The 15,640-nt window shown below is 74.7% G+C and carries 10 protein-coding genes; 6 read left to right on the top strand and 4 right to left on the bottom strand.

Annotated features, from left to right (window positions below; genetic code table 11):
- Positions 1-36: 36 nt before the first annotated feature.
- Entirely contained in the window at positions 37-2,490 is a 2,454-nt protein-coding gene (locus SCWH03_RS14555) for an HAD-IC family P-type ATPase (RefSeq protein WP_173264654.1), read from the top strand.
- Positions 2,491-2,913: 423 nt separating this feature from the next.
- Here the strand turns inward: SCWH03_RS14555 and SCWH03_RS29055 are convergent, their stop codons facing one another.
- Positions 2,914-6,243: a sacsin N-terminal ATP-binding-like domain-containing protein gene (locus SCWH03_RS29055; protein ID WP_254076760.1), complete on the bottom strand. Its 3,330-nt coding sequence runs from the start codon at positions 6,241-6,243 to the stop codon at positions 2,914-2,916.
- A gap of 806 nt (positions 6,244-7,049) precedes the next feature.
- A complete protein-coding gene (locus SCWH03_RS14535) occupies positions 7,050-7,961 on the bottom strand; it encodes a DUF3027 domain-containing protein (protein ID WP_173264653.1) in 912 nt (303 codons plus the stop codon).
- 281 nt (positions 7,962-8,242) lie between these two features.
- Here SCWH03_RS14535 and SCWH03_RS14530 point away from each other — a divergent pair, with 281 nt between their 5' ends.
- From SCWH03_RS14530 to SCWH03_RS14515, 4 genes are all read left to right on the top strand, one after another.
- On the top strand, positions 8,243-9,610 hold the full coding sequence (locus SCWH03_RS14530; protein ID WP_173264652.1) for an MFS transporter: 1,368 nt from the start codon (positions 8,243-8,245) through the stop codon (positions 9,608-9,610).
- Between the two features lie 161 nt (positions 9,611-9,771).
- A complete protein-coding gene (locus SCWH03_RS14525; RefSeq protein WP_173264651.1) occupies positions 9,772-10,251 on the top strand; it encodes a DUF2771 domain-containing protein in 480 nt (159 codons plus the stop codon).
- Positions 10,252-10,694: 443 nt separating this feature from the next.
- Positions 10,695-11,483, top strand: coding sequence for a futalosine hydrolase (locus SCWH03_RS14520; RefSeq protein ID WP_173264650.1), 789 nt, complete (start codon positions 10,695-10,697; stop codon positions 11,481-11,483).
- Positions 11,480-12,427, top strand: coding sequence for a 1,4-dihydroxy-6-naphtoate synthase (locus tag SCWH03_RS14515; RefSeq protein ID WP_254076759.1), 948 nt, complete (start codon positions 11,480-11,482; stop codon positions 12,425-12,427). The genes SCWH03_RS14520 and SCWH03_RS14515 overlap by 4 nt, the downstream gene beginning before the upstream one ends.
- Before the next feature lie 244 nt (positions 12,428-12,671).
- On the opposite strand, the gene SCWH03_RS29625 is transcribed toward SCWH03_RS14515, so the two are convergent.
- Positions 12,672-13,055, bottom strand: coding sequence for a cold-shock protein (locus SCWH03_RS29625; RefSeq protein ID WP_173264649.1), 384 nt, complete (start codon positions 13,053-13,055; stop codon positions 12,672-12,674).
- Between the two features lie 897 nt (positions 13,056-13,952).
- Between SCWH03_RS29625 and SCWH03_RS14505 the strand changes: the two genes are divergently transcribed.
- A complete protein-coding gene (locus SCWH03_RS14505; RefSeq protein WP_173264648.1) occupies positions 13,953-14,228 on the top strand; it encodes a hypothetical protein in 276 nt (91 codons plus the stop codon).
- A 289-nt stretch (positions 14,229-14,517) separates the two neighbouring features.
- Here SCWH03_RS14505 and SCWH03_RS14500 read toward each other — a convergent pair whose 3' ends face one another.
- Positions 14,518-15,582 (bottom strand): hypothetical protein, encoded by a 1,065-nt coding sequence (locus tag SCWH03_RS14500; RefSeq protein ID WP_173264647.1) that lies wholly within the window; start codon positions 15,580-15,582, stop codon positions 14,518-14,520.
- Positions 15,583-15,640 lie beyond the last annotated feature (58 nt).

The following is a 15,640-nucleotide window of genomic DNA, read 5'->3' as shown; positions in this document are numbered from 1 at the left end:
GGGGTGGAGCGGCGCGCATCGCCGTACCGTCAAGGCATGACTCAGCGGTCGGAGATCAACAGCGACGGGGCCGAGCCGCGCGGCGGCCCGGTGATCGACGCGGGGGCGGAGCTCGACCCCGTACACCCCGTGCCGACGCCCGTGCGGCACCGGCCGGGAGGGCTGAGCGCGGACGAGGTCGCCGAGCGCATCGCACGCGGTGAGGTCAACGACGTCCCCGTACGCAGCAGCCGCTCCGCCGTCGACATCGTCCGGGGCAACGTCTTCACCCGCTTCAACGCGATCATCGGCGTCCTCTGGGTGATCATGTTCCTCGTCGCGCCGTTCCAGGACACTCTGTTCGGCTTCGTCATCCTCGCCAACACCGGTATCGGCATCGTCCAGGAGCTGCGCGCCAAGAAGACCCTCGACGGCCTCGCCGTGATCGGCGAGGCGAAGCCGACCGTGCGCCGCGACGGTGTCGCCGGCGAGGTGTCCACCTCCGAGATCGTGCTCGGCGACCTCATCGAACTCGGTCCCGGCGACAAGGTCGTGGTCGACGGCGAGGTCGCCGAGGCCGACGGTCTCGAGGTGGACGAGTCCCTGCTGACCGGTGAGGCCGACCCGGTCCTCAAGCGGCGCGGGGACCGGATGATGTCCGGCAGCTTCGTCGTCGCGGGCGGCGGCGCCTTCACCGCCACCAAGGTCGGCCGGGAGGCCTACGCGGCCCAGCTCGCCGAGGAGGCGTCCCGCTTCACCCTGGTCCACTCCGAGCTGCGCTCCGGCATCTCCACGATCCTCAAGTACGTCACGTGGATGATGGTCCCGACCGCCCTCGGGCTCATCGTCAGCCAGCTCGTCGCCAAGGGCGACAACGTCAAGGACTCGGTCGCCCGCACGGTCGGCGGCATCGTGCCGATGATCCCCGAGGGCCTCGTCCTGCTCACCTCCGTCGCCTTCGCCATCGGCGTCATCAGGCTCGGCCGCAAGCAGTGCCTCGTCCAGGAGCTTCCCGCGATCGAGGGCCTTGCCCGGGTCGACGTGGTGTGCCTGGACAAGACCGGCACGCTCACCGAGGGCGGCATGGACGTCGCCGAACTGCGCATGCTGGACGGCCGCGACGAGGACCGCGTACGCACCGTCCTCCGTGCGCTCGGCGAATCCGACCCGCGGCCCAACGCCTCCCTCCAGGCGATCATCGAGGCGTGTCCGGACCGGCAGGAGTGGCACTGCACCGAATCCCTGCCGTTCTCGTCGGCCCGGAAGTACAGCGGCGCCACGTTCGCCGAGGGGAGCGGGCGGAGCTCGACCTGGCTGCTCGGGGCCCCCGACGTGCTGCTGCCCCCGGGCGCGCCCGTGCTGCGCGAGGTCGACGGCCTCAACAGGCAGGGCCTGCGGGTCCTGCTGCTCGCCCGCGCCGCCGGCGCGCTCGACGGCCCCGACGCCACCGCGGGCGCCCGGCCCACCGCGCTGGTCGTCCTGCAGCAGCGGCTGCGGCCCGACGCGGCCGACACCCTGCGCTACTTCGAGGAGCAGGACGTCGCGGCGAAGGTCATCTCGGGCGACAACGCCGTCTCGGTGAGCGCCGTGGCCGGCAAGCTCGGCCTGCCGGGGGCGGCCACCGCCGTGGACGCGCGCACCCTTCCGGCCGAACGCGAGGCGATGGCGGCCGAGCTGGCCGCCAACGCCGTCTTCGGCCGGGTCACCCCGCAGCAGAAGCGGGACATGGTGGGCGCGCTCCAGTCACGCGGCCACACGGTCGCGATGACCGGCGACGGCGTCAACGACGTCCTCGCGCTCAAGGACGCCGACATCGGAGTGTCCATGGGTTCGGGTTCCGAGGCGACGAAGGCCGTGGCGCAGATCGTGCTCCTCAACAACAGCTTCGCCACCCTGCCGTCGGTGGTCGCCGAGGGCCGCCGCGTCATCGGCAACATCACCCGGGTCGCCACGCTCTTCCTGACCAAGACGGTGTACTCGGTGCTGCTGGCGGTCCTGGTGGTCTGCTCCCAGGTCGAGTACCCCTTCCTGCCCCGGCACCTGACCCTGCTGTCCACGCTGACGATCGGCGTCCCGGCGTTCTTCCTGGCCCTCGCGCCCAACAAGGAGCGCGCCAGGCCCCACTTCGTGCGCCGGGTCATGCGGTACGCGATCCCGGCCGGGATCGTCGCGGCGGGCGCGACCTTCACGACCTACCTCCTCGCCCGGCACCACTACAGCGGGCCCGGGTCCCTGGCCGCCGAGACCAGCGCGGCGACGCTGACCCTGTTCCTGGTCGCGCTGTGGGTCCTGGCGATCGTCGCCCGCCCCTACACCTGGTGGCGCGTGTGCCTGGTCGCCGCCATGGGGCTGGGCTTCCTGATCGTCCTCGCGGTGCCCTGGCTCCAGGACTTCTTCGCGCTGCGGCTGGTGGGTACGACGATGCCCTGGGCGGCGGTCGCCATCGCCGCGACGGCCGCGGCGGTGCTGGAGTTCGCCTGGCGGTGGGTGGACCGGCGCTTCCCGGCGTAGCGCCGCCGCGGGGACCTCCCGGCGCGCGCGCCGGGACAAGCCCGGCGTAGCGGACGGCGGTCCCGGCCCGCAGCGGACGGCGGTCCCGGGCGGCACCCCCAGGACGGCGCTCCCCAGCTGCGCTCCCGGGACGGCGCTCCCCAGCTGCGCTCCCGGGACGGCGCTCCCCAGCTGCGCTCCCGGGACGGCGCTCCGGGGCTGCGCTCCCGGGGCTGCGCAGATCTCCGGCCGGGCCCGGGGAAGGCCCGGCCCGGAAGGAGCCGGTCGCGAGAACAGCCCGGATACGGGAGAGCCCGGCCCGGCACAAGCCCGGCTGCGAGAACAGTCCGGTCCGGAAAGGCCCGGTCCGGAAAGGCTTCCCCAGCCGAACCGAAGGCGCCGTCAGCCGGCCCAGCGGGCTCCACGGCCGGCCCAGCGGCGCCCTCAGTCGAACCAACGGTCCCGCGCCAGCTCCTCCGTGCGCGACGGGTCCTCCAGCAGCGCCGCCACCTCGAAGCGGCGGGGCCACTGGCCCGCCGCCCAGGCGAGACCGGCGGCGACGCCCTCCAGTGTGGCTGCGTGGACGACCCCGTCGGAGCCTCGGCGCCAGTCGAGTTCGGCCCCTCCGGCGAGCAGTTCCCCGTGCTCGACGTACGACGCGGGCGTCGCCGGGCCCAGCAGCGCGTGCACCGACTCCGGTACCGCGTGCTCCTCGCCGTCCGATGTCACGTCCGCCTCGACCACCTCGCTGAGCCGCCCCACCTGGAACAGCTCGGCCAGATCGGCAGCCCGGTCCGGGGACACCGGCAGCAGCGGGCGCCCCGCGGTCAGCGGCAGCAGGTCGGGGGCGTCCGCGACGAGCGCCTCCGGAGCGTCCACCACCCGCACCTCGCCGTCCACGACCGCGCGCAGCTCGTCCGGCAGCGTCACCTGCTCCGGGTCCACATCCGCCAGGGCCGTGTAGAGCCCGTGCAGCTGGGACGCGGCCACCGGGCGCTCCGGGTCGGCGAGCCGCGCCAGCAACTCGGCCGCACCGCCCGGCTCGTCCAGCAGCGCGGCGACGGACGTCCGCACGCCGAGGGCGTGCAGCACCTGCTCGTCCTCGAAACCGGTCGCGCCCGCCGAGTCGTACAGGCCCACCAACAGCGGATCGCCGCCCGATGAGCGCAGACCCGCGGGGCGGCGGCCGCCCAGCACCGGGTGGCCGCGCAGCCACCAGGCCGTGTACGGCCGAACCGTCTCCGTCGTGCCGTCCGGCAGCAGCACCCGGACGGGCTGGGTCAGCGCGTCCCGCAGCGGCGGCCTGGCCAGCAGCGCGAGGGCGCGCGGCCACTGGTCGTCGTCCACGAGATCCAGGTCGCGCACGGCGGCGATCTCCGTCGCGACCGGAGGGACGGGGGTGTCGGGCAGCCGGTCCAGCACGTCCTCGCACCACACATCGACCGCGTCCAGCAGCCCGGCGTCGTCGGGTTCGGCGAAGTCGCCCTCGCGAGGTTCCAGTTCGTCCGGGTCCAGCACCACGTCCGTGGCGCGGACGAGCGCGAAGTCCGCCAGCACACCGCAGGCGGCGAGCGGCTGCTCGCCCCAGCGTCCGGCCAGCCCGGCGTCGACGAGGGCCAGTTCGCCCTCGCGCATCACGGACGCGAAGGGACTTCCGGGCAGTACCAGCTCTCCGGCCGGGGCGAGTTCACCGTCCTCGTCCGGCAGCGCCAGCGCGCCCAGCCACGGCTCGTCGCCCGGCTCCAGTCCCGCGTCCCGGACGAGGGCGAGGACGATCTCCGCCAGCTCCTCGCTGTCCGGGGCGTCCTCGTCCCACAGCCCGTCGCCGTCGTCCAGCGACGAGGCGACAGCCGCCCGCACCTGGGGCGTGGTGAGCACCGCGCGCGGTGTCGCGGGCAGCGCGCCCAGCTTCTCCAGCAGCGGATGGGCGGCGTCCTGATGGGCCACCTTCAGCCCGAACCGGGCCAGTCCCGCCGGGGTCTCGGCCGTCGGCAGCAGCACCTGGCGCGGGCCGACGGCGGTGCGGGGCGCACGGCGCGGACGCCGCTCCCCGGCCACGTCTGCGTCGCCGTCCCCGTACCCGTACCCGTACCCACCCGGGCCTCCGCCACCATCCCCGGCCCCGGCCCCGTCCCTGGCCCGGTCCCCGGCTCCCGGCCCGCCCCCTTCGCCGGCACCGGCGCCTTCAGCGTCCCGGGCCCCGTACCCGCCCCAGTCCCGGGAGCCGTCCCCGTCCCCCTCCCAGGTCGTCCCCCCGCCGTCGGCCGCGGCCGTACCGGCGAGCGGCACGGGCAGTCCGGACAGCCGCTCCGGATCGACACCCGCGAGGCTGTCGTACAGCCGCCACCACCACGACGGGTCGCGCTCGATCCCCGCCAGCCGGTCGACCGCCTCCGTCAGCGGGACTCGCGCCACCCCGAGCGTCCGCAGCTCCGCCCGACGCTCCAGACCGGCCGGCAGCAGGGTCGGCAGCACATCCGCCAGGACCTCCACGGTCTCGGCTCCGGCACCCTCCACGATCTCGGCCTCCAGCGGCCGCAGCACCACCATGTCCTCCGAGGGGACGGCGGGGGCGAGGAACGCGGTGCGCGGCAGCAGCTCCAGGATCGCCGCGCGCAGCGAACCGTCCAGCTCTCCCTTGCCCAGCGCCCCGGGGACGAGATCGATCAGCCCGGGGCCGGCCGGCCGCCACCCGCCGAGCAGTTCGGCGTACGCCTCGGCCGCGCGCCGCACCAGGAAGTCGGTGAGCGGGCCGGGAGCCGGGTGGCGGCGCGCGGTGTCCAGCGGAAGCGAGGCGATCAGCAGCGCGGGCACACCGAGGGGCTCGTCCGTCGGGGTCGGCGCGTGGACGACCGGCGCGGACGCCGGGTGCACGGGCATGCCCTCGGTGTCCACCGGCACCGCCCAGGTCACGGTCCAGTGCGGTCGCATCCGCTCCTCGACCGGCCGGTCCGCGAGCAGCGCGGGCTCGATGGCGCCGTGGTGGCTGACGACCCGCCAGCGGTTCATCCCGCGGGCGCTGTCCTCGACGTGGACGTGGTCGCCGCGCTGCGAGCGGCGCAGCGTCCGGGCGCCCTCCGGGGTCTCCACCACGACCTCGTCGAGACCCGGCAGGGTGAGCAGCAGCGCGTCGTCGATCCCGGCGAGCAGCCGTCCGACCAGGTCCTCGGCGGTCCCGTCGCGCAGCGGCAGGATCACGACCGTGTCGTACCCGTCGGGCGCGGTCCCCTCGGCGGGCAGCGGCAGCCTCAGCAGCGGGACATGGCCGTCGCGGCGGCGCAGCTCGTCCCCGAGCCCCGGGCCGGCCTGTGCCGCCTGTGCCGCGAGTTCCCGGGCCTCGGCCAGCGACCAGCGGACACCGCCGTGCCGGCCGACGACGGCGGGCTCGTCGCTCACGGCCAGTACGGCGGCGAAGCCGACACCGAAACGCCCCACAGCGGTCCGGTCGCCGTCGCGCTTGGCCGACGCCCGCAGCGTCGACAGCGACTCCACACCGGCGGCGTCCAGCGGCGCCCCGGTGTTGGCGGCGACGAGCGTGCCCCGGTCGAGGGTGAGCCGCAGGCGCCCGGGGACACCGGCGCGGGCGGCGGCGTCGGCGGCGTTCTGGGCCAGTTCGACGATCACGCGATCGCGGTAGCCGCCGAGGGCGAGGTCCTCCTCGGCGTTGGCGTCCTCGCGGAAGCGCGCGGGGCTCGCGGCCCAGGCGTCGAGCACCCCGCGCCGCAGCCGCACCGTCCCGAACGGGTCGGCCCCCTCGGTCGTCCTGACGCTCACGCCTGTCTCCGCTCTCTGACTGTGCCTGTCGGCCGTTTCGGCATTCCGCGGGTACCGGTGCGGTGTGGCGCCGGCACCCGGGGGTGCCGGCCGTCGCCGCCGTCCCGGCCGCGCGGACGCGGCCCGCCCCGGAGCCAGAAGGTACCGCGTCGCACACACCCCCGCGCGACCGCTCCACCGGGGCCCGCACCGCGCACCCGGGTGGCGTTGCGGTGCGACGGGGATTCGGGTGTCGAGGTCGCTCCCGATGCGGCCGCTCCCGAATCGGTTCCGCCGGCCCCGGCGCGGCGAATCCGCCCGGGGTCCGGGGAGGTCCGGACCGTGACGCGAGGCACCGGACCACCCTGGCGCGGGGCAGAGGAGGGAGGGCTTGGCAGGGCCGTGGCGCAGGGCAGGGGAGGGCTTGGCAGGGCCGGTCAGGACCCGGCGAGCTGGGACGGGCGCGGCGCCGCCGCCGTGCCCCGGGGTCTGCCCGCCTCCGCCCTCGGCCGCCTCTGCCGTGTCACCGGCGCGCTCGGCACCACGAGCGCACCAGCGCCACCAGCGCCACCAGCGCCGAGCGCAAGGCCGGCCCGGGCGCCCCGGGGACCCGAGCGCAAGGCCGACCGGGGCGTTCTGCAGACGCGGGCGCTCCGCAGCGCCGTCGTCCCGCGTATCGGCCGCCGGGTCCCTCCGGCTGGTCGCGGCGTCCCGGCCCGACCGCTACCGCGGGCCGGAGCCAGGCGGTGCCGGCTGCAGCGGGCCGTGCGAGATTCCCGAACGGAATTCCCGAAGGAGGTTCCCGAAGGAGGTTCCCGAACGGGGCCTTACGAGTGCCCCAGGTCCTCGTCCTGCGCGGTCGTCTCCGCATGGTCCGGGACCGAGCCGCTGTCGGGCGCCGGCCGGAGCGGGAACTCGTCCGCGCGCGTCGAGTCGTGCACCGGCGGCGCCGGTCGCGGCGGCTTCGGCATCACCGCCGCCTCGGAGTGCCCGCCGCACCCGTACGACAGCGACACGACCCGCCCGTCCGCGGGGGAGAACTCGTTCGCGCACACCCCGAACGCCTGCTTGAGCGATCCCGAGAGCGGCATCAGGAAGCCGCAGGACTGGCACGACGCCGGCGCGGACTGCGCCATCGTCGTCTTCGCCCCGAAGGAGTCCTCCCACCGGTCCGCGGCGACGTGCAGCCCGTAGCGGGAGAGGACGCGCGCGCGGCGCATGCCCAGTTCCTCCGCCACGGAGGCGATCCCGCCGCGGGCCGGGGTGCGGGTCACGATCTCCGCGTCCTCGGCGTCGACCCGGTCGGCCATCTCCTCGGAGACCGCCGAGTTCGGCGGCGGAGCGTCCTCACCCGAGTAGCCGGGTTCGAGCCGCAGATCATCGGCGTCCGTGGGGAGCAGATCGCCGGGGCCGAGGTCACCCGGCCGCAGCCGGTCGCTCCACGGCACCCACTCGGGCGCGAGCAGCGCGTCCGGTCCGGGCAGGAGCACGGCCTCGGCGACCGTGACGTTCTTCGCGCGGGAGGCGCGGGCGACCGTGACGGCCCAGCGCCAGCCCCGGTAGCCGGCCTCCCGGCACTCGAAGAAGTGGGTGACGACCCGGTCGCCCTCGGGCACCAGCGAGACATGCCCGCCGACCACCCCCGGCGCGGCAGCCTCGTCCGCGGCCGTCCTGGCCAGGTCTACCGCCTCGGCGCACAGGCGGTCGGGGGTACGGCTTCGCGTCGTCGCAGCACTCACAGGTCTCGCTTCTCTCCTACGCCGTCTCACGGGTGCGCCTGGCCGATTCGTGAGGTACGGGCGGCGGGCGGAGCGGACCAGGGGACCGCATCGACGTCCGCGCCCGGGCACTCCGTCTCGGGCACACCTACCGTCACCCATTCTGCGGGATGGCGAAAAGGCGTGCGGCCGGGAACTACCGCCGGTGGCGCGCTACGCACGCTACCCCCTCCGTGGCGCGCCGCCCACCTGCCGGTCCGAATCCCGGTTCGGGTCGGGGTCCGGTAGGGCACTATGACGACGTGACAGCCGCGAGGTCGTCCGGCGCTCCCGGGCCGCTGAGCAGGGCGTGCCGAGCCGTCGGCCGCGCCCTGCAGCTGCCGTTCACCCGTACGGCCAGGGGCATCCGCCGGGCCACCCACGCGCACGGCGCGGGCGAGTCCGGGCTGGGCAGGCTGATCGAACTGCACGCCGTCAACGGCGCGGGCGATGTCATGATCACCGTGGCACTGGCCTCGACGGTCTTCTTCTCGGTACCCACCGACGAGGCCCGCGGGCGGGTCGCGCTCTACCTGGCGATCACCATGGCGCCGTTCACTCTCCTCGCCCCGGTGATCGGCCCGCTGCTCGACCACATCCCGCACGGCCGCCGCGCGGCGATGGCGGGCACGATGACAGCCCGCGCCGTATTGGCGCTGACCATGTCGGGAGCGGTCGCCACGGGTGGCATCGAGCTGTATCCGGCGGCCCTCGGCGTACTGGTGTGCTCGAAGGCGTACGGGGTGATCCGGAGCGCTGCCGTGCCGCGTCTGCTGCCGACGGGGTTCGCCCTGGTGAAGGCGAACTCGCGGGTGACGCTGGCCGGGTTGCTCGCCACGGGCATCGCCGCGCCGATCGGCGTCGGCCTCCAGCGGATCGGCCCCGCCTGGCCGTTGTACGGCGCGTGCGTGATCTTCGCCCTGGGCACGTTCCTCTCGCTGAGCATGCCGCACAAGGTCGACTCGGCGAGGGGCGAACGCAAGGCCCACATGCTGGCGTACGGCGAGCGCAAGCCCGGCCTGCGGACGGTCGGCCCCCCGGTGCTGCACGGACTGCAGGCGAACGTGGCGCACCGGGTGCTGTCGGGTTTCCTGATCTTCTTCCTGGCGTTTCTGCTGCGCGTCCATCCACTGGCCGGGCAGAGCGCGGCCGCGTCGCTGTTCATGGTCGGTGTCGCCGCCGGGGTCGGCAACGCGTGCGGCACGGCGGTCGGGGCGTGGGTACGCAACCGCCCACCGGAACTGATCGTCGCCACCGGGCTGACGCTGGTGCTGACCATGGCGTCGCTCACGGCGGTGTTCCTCGGTCCGCTGATGCTCGCGGTGCTCGGCGCGGTGGCCGGGCTGTCCCAGGCGCTGTCGAAGCTGTCGCTGGACGCGATGATCCAGCGGGACGTGCCCGAGTCGGTGCGGACGTCGGCCTTCGCCCGCTCGGAGACGCTGCTGCAGATGTCGTGGGTGGTCGGCGGGGCGATCGGGATCTCGCTGCCGCTGAACGGCGTGCTGGGCCTGACCGTGGCGGTCGGCATCCTGGCCGCGGGCGCCGCGCTGGCGCTGCGCGGGCTGCTTGCGGCGTCCCGGCGCGGCACGATCGCGCCGAAGGAGGTCACCCTGGCGTCCCGGGTGCGATGAGACCGGACCGGGCGGCGCCCCCGCCCGGACGCCGCCCGCGGTCTGCCGGACGGTGCCGGCGGGGCCGCGCACGCCACCCGCGCGGTGCCGGCGGGGCCGTCCAGGGCGCCACGCCGCACCCCCGCGCTGCGGGACACCGGGCGCCCGATAGCCTTCGGACCATGACCGTTGCGTTCCTCTCCGGCAAGCGCCGCCGGGCCGCCGCCGCCCTCGGCGCCGTGTCCGCCGGCCTCCTCGTACTCTCCGCCTGCGACAAGCCGACGCCGCTCGCGACCGTGACGGTCGGGACGACCTCGGTCAACACCGAGGCCGCCTGCTACAACGACGGCAACGCCGTCAAGGAGTCCGAGGTCCAGGACTGCCTCAACGAGAAGGCCGACAAGTCCATCACGGTCGCACCGGACGACAAGGTGCGCTTCGGTGTCGACCCCGAGATCGCCGAGAACGGCTGGACGATCTTCATCGGCGGCGAGCGCGCCGAGCAGGAGCCGTACCACAAGACGTACCGGAGCATCCCGGCCAGCGCCTTCTTCACCAGCCCGACGACCGGGGAGCCCTCCCGTTCGGCCCAGGTGTCCATCGTGGAGACGACAGGCAAGAAGCTGACCGGCATCTGGCACTTCAAGCTGGCCCAGGACTGAGCTGGGGCCGTGCCCGGGACCGGGCCGGACCGGGCGATCAGGGCCGGACCGTGATGCGGCAGGCCCGGGACGCGGCAGGCCCGGGACGCGGCAGGCCCGGGACTGAGCGGCCCGGGAGCCGGTGGCCGGGACCCGGCGGGCACCGGGCAGAGCCCGAGCCAGGGCCGGGCAGGAACCGGGCAGGAACCGGGCAGGAACCGGGCAGGACCCCGCCGGGGCAGCGGAGGAAGCGGGCAGCGAACGGGTCAGAGCCATGCACGGACCGAGCAGCGTCCGAGCCCCGAGGGCAACCCCGCGGCCGGAGGTCCGGCAGCCGGGTGCCCCGGGCCCCGCAGTCCGGGAACGCACAGCCGGCTGCCCGGGAGAACCCACCCGGCAGTCCGGGAACGCAGCGACCGACACCGAAGGGACCGGGCCGGACGGCACCCCCCGAAGGCCATGCCATGCGCGTACTCGTCGTCACCGCGGTGCCGGCGGAGGCCGACTCCGTCACCGCCGGGCTCTCCCCCAACGGCCCCGTGACCAGCCACCGCGTTCCGGGCGGTCACACCCTGCTCCGCTGCCACGCGGGCCGGGGAACGGGCCGCCACTCGACATCCACAGCCACAGCCACAGCCACAGCCACAGCGACGGTGGACGTCCTGGTCGGAGGCGCCGGTCCCGCCGCGGCTGCCGCGGCGGCGGCCACCGCGCTGACGGCCGCAGCCGCCGCGGCCGCAGCGGCCTCCGCACCCGGCACTCCCGGGTACGACCTGGTCTTCTCCGCCGGGATCGGCGGCGGTTTCGCGGACATCGCCCCGCTCGGCTCGATCGTCGTCGCCGATGCGATCGTCGCGGCCGACCTGGGCGCACAGACACCGGACGGCCATCTGACGGTGGAGGAACTCGGGTTCGGCCGTTCCGCGCACCGGCCCGCCGCGCTGTCGAAGCGGATCGCGGAGGCCCTGGACGCGGTACACGCGCCCGTCCTCACCGTCTCGACCGTCACCGGCACCGCCGACCGGGCAGCCGAGTTGACCGCACGCCACCCCCGGGCCGCCGCCGAGGCGATGGAGGGCTTCGGGGTCGCCGAAGCCGCGGTGCGGCACGGCGTTCCCGTGGCCGAGATCCGCGCCGTGTCCAACACCGTCGGCCCCCGCGACCGGCCCTCCTGGCGCATCGGCGAAGCCCTGGAGGCACTGCGGGACGCGTTCCGCCTGCTGAGCCCCGTCCTTGAGGAAGAGGTCCGATGAGCAACATCACGATCGCCTACTCCCCCTGCCCGAACGACACCTTCGTCTTCGACGCCTGGGCACACGGGCGGATCCCGGGCGCCCCGCGCCTCGACGTCACGCTCGCGGACATCGACGTCACCAACGGCATGGCGGAGCGGGGCGAGTGCGACGTGCTGAAGGTCTCGTACGCGGTGCTCCCGTATGTGCTCGACGAGTACGCGCTGCTGCCCTGCGGCGGTGCGCTGGGCCGGGGGTGCGGCCCGCTCGTGCTCACGCGTGGGCCGGGCACGGACCTGAGCCGCGCGACGGTCGCCGTGCCCGGTGAGAGGTCGACGGCGTATCTGCTGTTCCGGCTGTGGGCGGCGGACGTGCTGCCGGACGGGGTCGGCAGGGTCGTCGTGCTGCCGTTCCACGAGATCATGCCGGCCGTGCGGGACGGCAGGGTGGACGCCGGACTCGTGATCCACGAGGCACGGTTCACCTATCCGAAGTACGGCCTGCACTGCCTCGCTGACATGGGTGAGCACTGGGAGGCCACGACCGGGCTGCCGATCCCGCTCGGCGCGATCATCGCCAGGCGGGCACTGGGCCCGGAGCTGCTGCGCGTGCTGGCCGACTCCGCCCGCACATCCGTCCGTATGGCCTGGGACGACCCGGAGGTGTCCCGTCCGTATGTGCGGGAACACGCCCAGGAGATGGACCCGGCGGTCGCCGACCAGCACATCGGGCTCTACGTCAACGAGTTCACGGCCGACCTCGGCGAGGCGGGCTACTCGGCCGTCCGCGGCCTGCTCACACGAGCCGCGGCCGAGGGGCTTGTACCTCCCCTCGGCCGCGAGGCGCTGTCCTTCGTCTGCCCGTCCGGCCGGCCGGACGGCCGGACGGCCGGACGGGCAGACAGCCGGACGGGCAGACAGCCGGACGGGCAGACAGCCGGACGGGCAGACGGGCAAGGCGCCTGAGTGCCCGAGGTCCCGCCTGCACCGCGCCACCGCCGCCACCGCGCACACCGCGCACACCGCGCAGTTCCGTCCGCGGCCGCGCCGACGCGCGATCGGCGCCGGAGGAACAGCACCGCAGGCCGTTCCGGACGGCCCTTCCGGCCGGTGGGGTCCTTCCGGCCGGAGCGACGACGCCTCCGGCCGGAGCCGCGACCCGGTCGGGCAGCCTCGCCGCAAGGCCCGCGGGGCGGCGCGCCCCGGCAGTTCAGACGTCGAGCTGGTCGGCGACCGCGCGCAGCAGACCCGCGATCTTCTTGCCGTGGGCCTTGTCCGGGTAGCGGCCGCGCTCCAGCTGCGGCGTGACGTTCTCCAGCAGGGTCGTCAGGTCCTGCACGATCGACGCCAGCTCGTCCGGCTTACGGCGCTGCGCCGCGGCCACGGACGGGGTCGGGTCGAGGACCGTGACCGAGAGTGCCTGGTCACCGCGCTGTCCTGCGACGACGCCGAACTCGACCCGCTGACCGGGCTTCAGGGAGTCGACTCCGTCGGGGAGTACCGAAGAGTGGACGAAGACGTCACCGCCGTCGTCACGGGAGAGAAAGCCGAAGCCCTTCTCACTGTTGAACCACTTGACCTTGCCAGTCGGCAAAGCACACACTCCCTCGATCACTCGCCGGACTGACCCGGGCGCCCTTGAACTAGCCGTCATGCCACCTTACCGGGGGTCTCTCCAGCCGAACACGCCTTAAAACGGGACTGCGCCGCTACGCCCCTGGAGTGGCGCGATAGAGGCTCGGACGCGTGAGGGAAGTGTGTGGGTTCAGCTCTGCGCCTCCTTGGCTTCCCCGGAGCTTCTGCCGCGCCGTGGAGGGCCGTTGAACGGCTGATTCCCTGTTTCGCCGCAACCTTCACGACACTCGAGCCTTCGTTGGAAAGCCTCCGGGAAGGCGGCACGGTCAACCTTTCCGCCGATTCCACCGGGGCCCGAGGGCGGTTCTTCCGCGCAGTCGCGCCATGCACCGCGGGAAGCCTCAGGCACTCGAAAAACCGGGCCGCCCCGAAAGGGAATCCTTCCTCTCCCCCTGCTTCTCGCCCGTAGCCTCGAGTTCAGAGGATGAGCGCACGGGACGTGAGCCGGCGTCCAAGCCCGGGTCGCATGAAGGGACTCAGGGGCCTGAGACGTACGCACCCTCCGCCTCCCCCGCCAGAAGGCCGGACGGGTACGGAGAGCCTCAGGTCTGTCCCGCCATCCCCGGCGGGCGCACGACGACAGCCACGGCTACCTCGCCGCGCTGCCGAATCGCCCGAGTGCACCCGGTACGAGGACGACCCTCCGCCGGGCGATGCACCGCATCTGACGCCGCGCGCCGAGTCACCGGGGGAACGCGGGGCAGCCCTTGTACGGCGCCGCATCACGCCGCGCTGCCACTCGACGGCCATCCGAGGCGTCGGACGCGGGGGCGGTGGCCTCGCAGGGCTCATGGTCCGGGGGCCGCTGACAGGGCGTCCCCGGTGGTTCCCACGCGCCGGGAACTACCCTGGTCGAGTGACTCATGAAACCCTTGCGGATTCGGCCGGCCCCGGCGACGGGCTCGTCCGGGTCGGTGCGATCGTCTTCATCATCGGCACGGTGGCCACTCTCGTCACCGTGGCCCCGCTGTTCCTCGGAACCGAGCCGTTCCCGACTGCCGCGTACCTGGTGAGCATGCTGATGGGCGTCGGCTTCCTGATCGCCGGAATCGGTGTGCTCCGGTCGATCGCGGCGCAGCGCCGCCAGGCACGCCAGCCCGCGCCGCCCGCACCGCCCGCGCCATCGGTCTAGCTCTCGGTCTCGCTCCTTCCGGCTCTGGCTCTGCGGCGGGGCACCCGGCCGCAGGCCCGCGATCGCGCGGCCCTGGCCCGTTGGCAGCGGAGCGGCGGCACGGGGTCGGCCGCGCGCGGCGCCCTCCCGGAGGAGTCGCCGCGGGCTCGGTGCCGGCCGGCGCGGCGAGGGCGCATGCCGGCGCGGGGAGCGCCGGGCACCGGCCGGCACGGCGGGGACGCGCGCCGGCGGCCGAGGCAGAACGAACCAGAGCGAACCAGGCGGAACCGGTCCGCACCGGGCCAAGAGGTCAGCGGCGCCGGGCGCGCCAGAGAAGGAAGAGGGCGGACGCCACCGCCGCGCCCCGGACGACCCACGGCCAGGCACCGGTCAGGGCCTCTCCCATCGCCTCGCTGCCCGGGGCCACCGGGTCTCCCCAGCGGCCCTCGATACGGCCCCAGATCCACACCGCCGCGCTCGTGGCCACGAGGCCCGGGATACCGAGGACCGCCCATTTCGCCTCGGCACGGGACAGGGTGCGGGTGGCGTACGCGAGGAACCAGCCGCCGGCCAGCGCCACCAGCGACCCCAGGACCGCGCCCACGGCGAGCAGCGTCGCGGCGAACAGCAGCATGGGGTTGCCGAGCGCCCAGCGGACGGCTCCGCTCGCCGGTGCGGCCGGGGGCGCCGCAGCAGCACCCTCCGTACCTCCCGCCCCTGCCGGACCTCCCGCACCTCCCGCGCCTCCCGCACCTCCGGCAGCGCCCGCCCCCCTACCGCGCCGCAGACGCGGACGCGACCCGCGCCGCGGTACCCCGTCCTTGCGGGGCTCTTCTGCGGTGCTGTCCCGCCCTCGCCCGCCTTCCTCGTCCGTGCGGCGATGGCGCAGCAGCTCCGGGATCTCCACCCCGCCGACGAACGCGCCGAAGCCCGCGCCCTGCGGCCGCCCGCTGTCGATCCGCCACCAGTCGGGTTCCCCGGCGCCCGGACCCGCTGGGGATGCGGCGGGACCGAAGGACATCCACCGGGTGTCGGCATCCGGCACGGCGGACCGCGGTTCCGGCACCGACGCGGGGGCCGTCTCGGCGGCGCGCGCCGGGGCCTCCGTCCCGGCTTCCGGGAGGCGGCGCCGGTCGCGTGGTTCCGTTCCGGAGTCCGCGCCGTTCACCACCTCGTCCGGCGTACCCAGGCGTCCGATGATGCGCTGGACGGCCGCCGGACTGTCGGTGCCGTACGCGGCCCGCTGGCGGTCGATCTCGCTACGCAGCGACGACACGAGCCGCATTCTGGTGCCGGACGGCAACTGGCGTTGCTGCGCCACATCGCCGACCCGGCTCAGGTAGTCGAAGACAAGCTGATCGCTCTCGATCCCCACGGTGTCCCTCCACAGCGCGCCCGTCCCGGCGTCCGGTCCTGACGTTAGTGCCTGGGCA

It is taken from the genome of Streptomyces pacificus, assembly GCF_011766325.1.
GTDB classification, from domain to species: domain Bacteria; phylum Actinomycetota; class Actinomycetes; order Streptomycetales; family Streptomycetaceae; genus Streptomyces; species Streptomyces pacificus.
The sequence above is the reverse complement of the archived record's forward strand: the minus strand, read 5'-3'. Positions and strand labels throughout refer to the sequence as shown.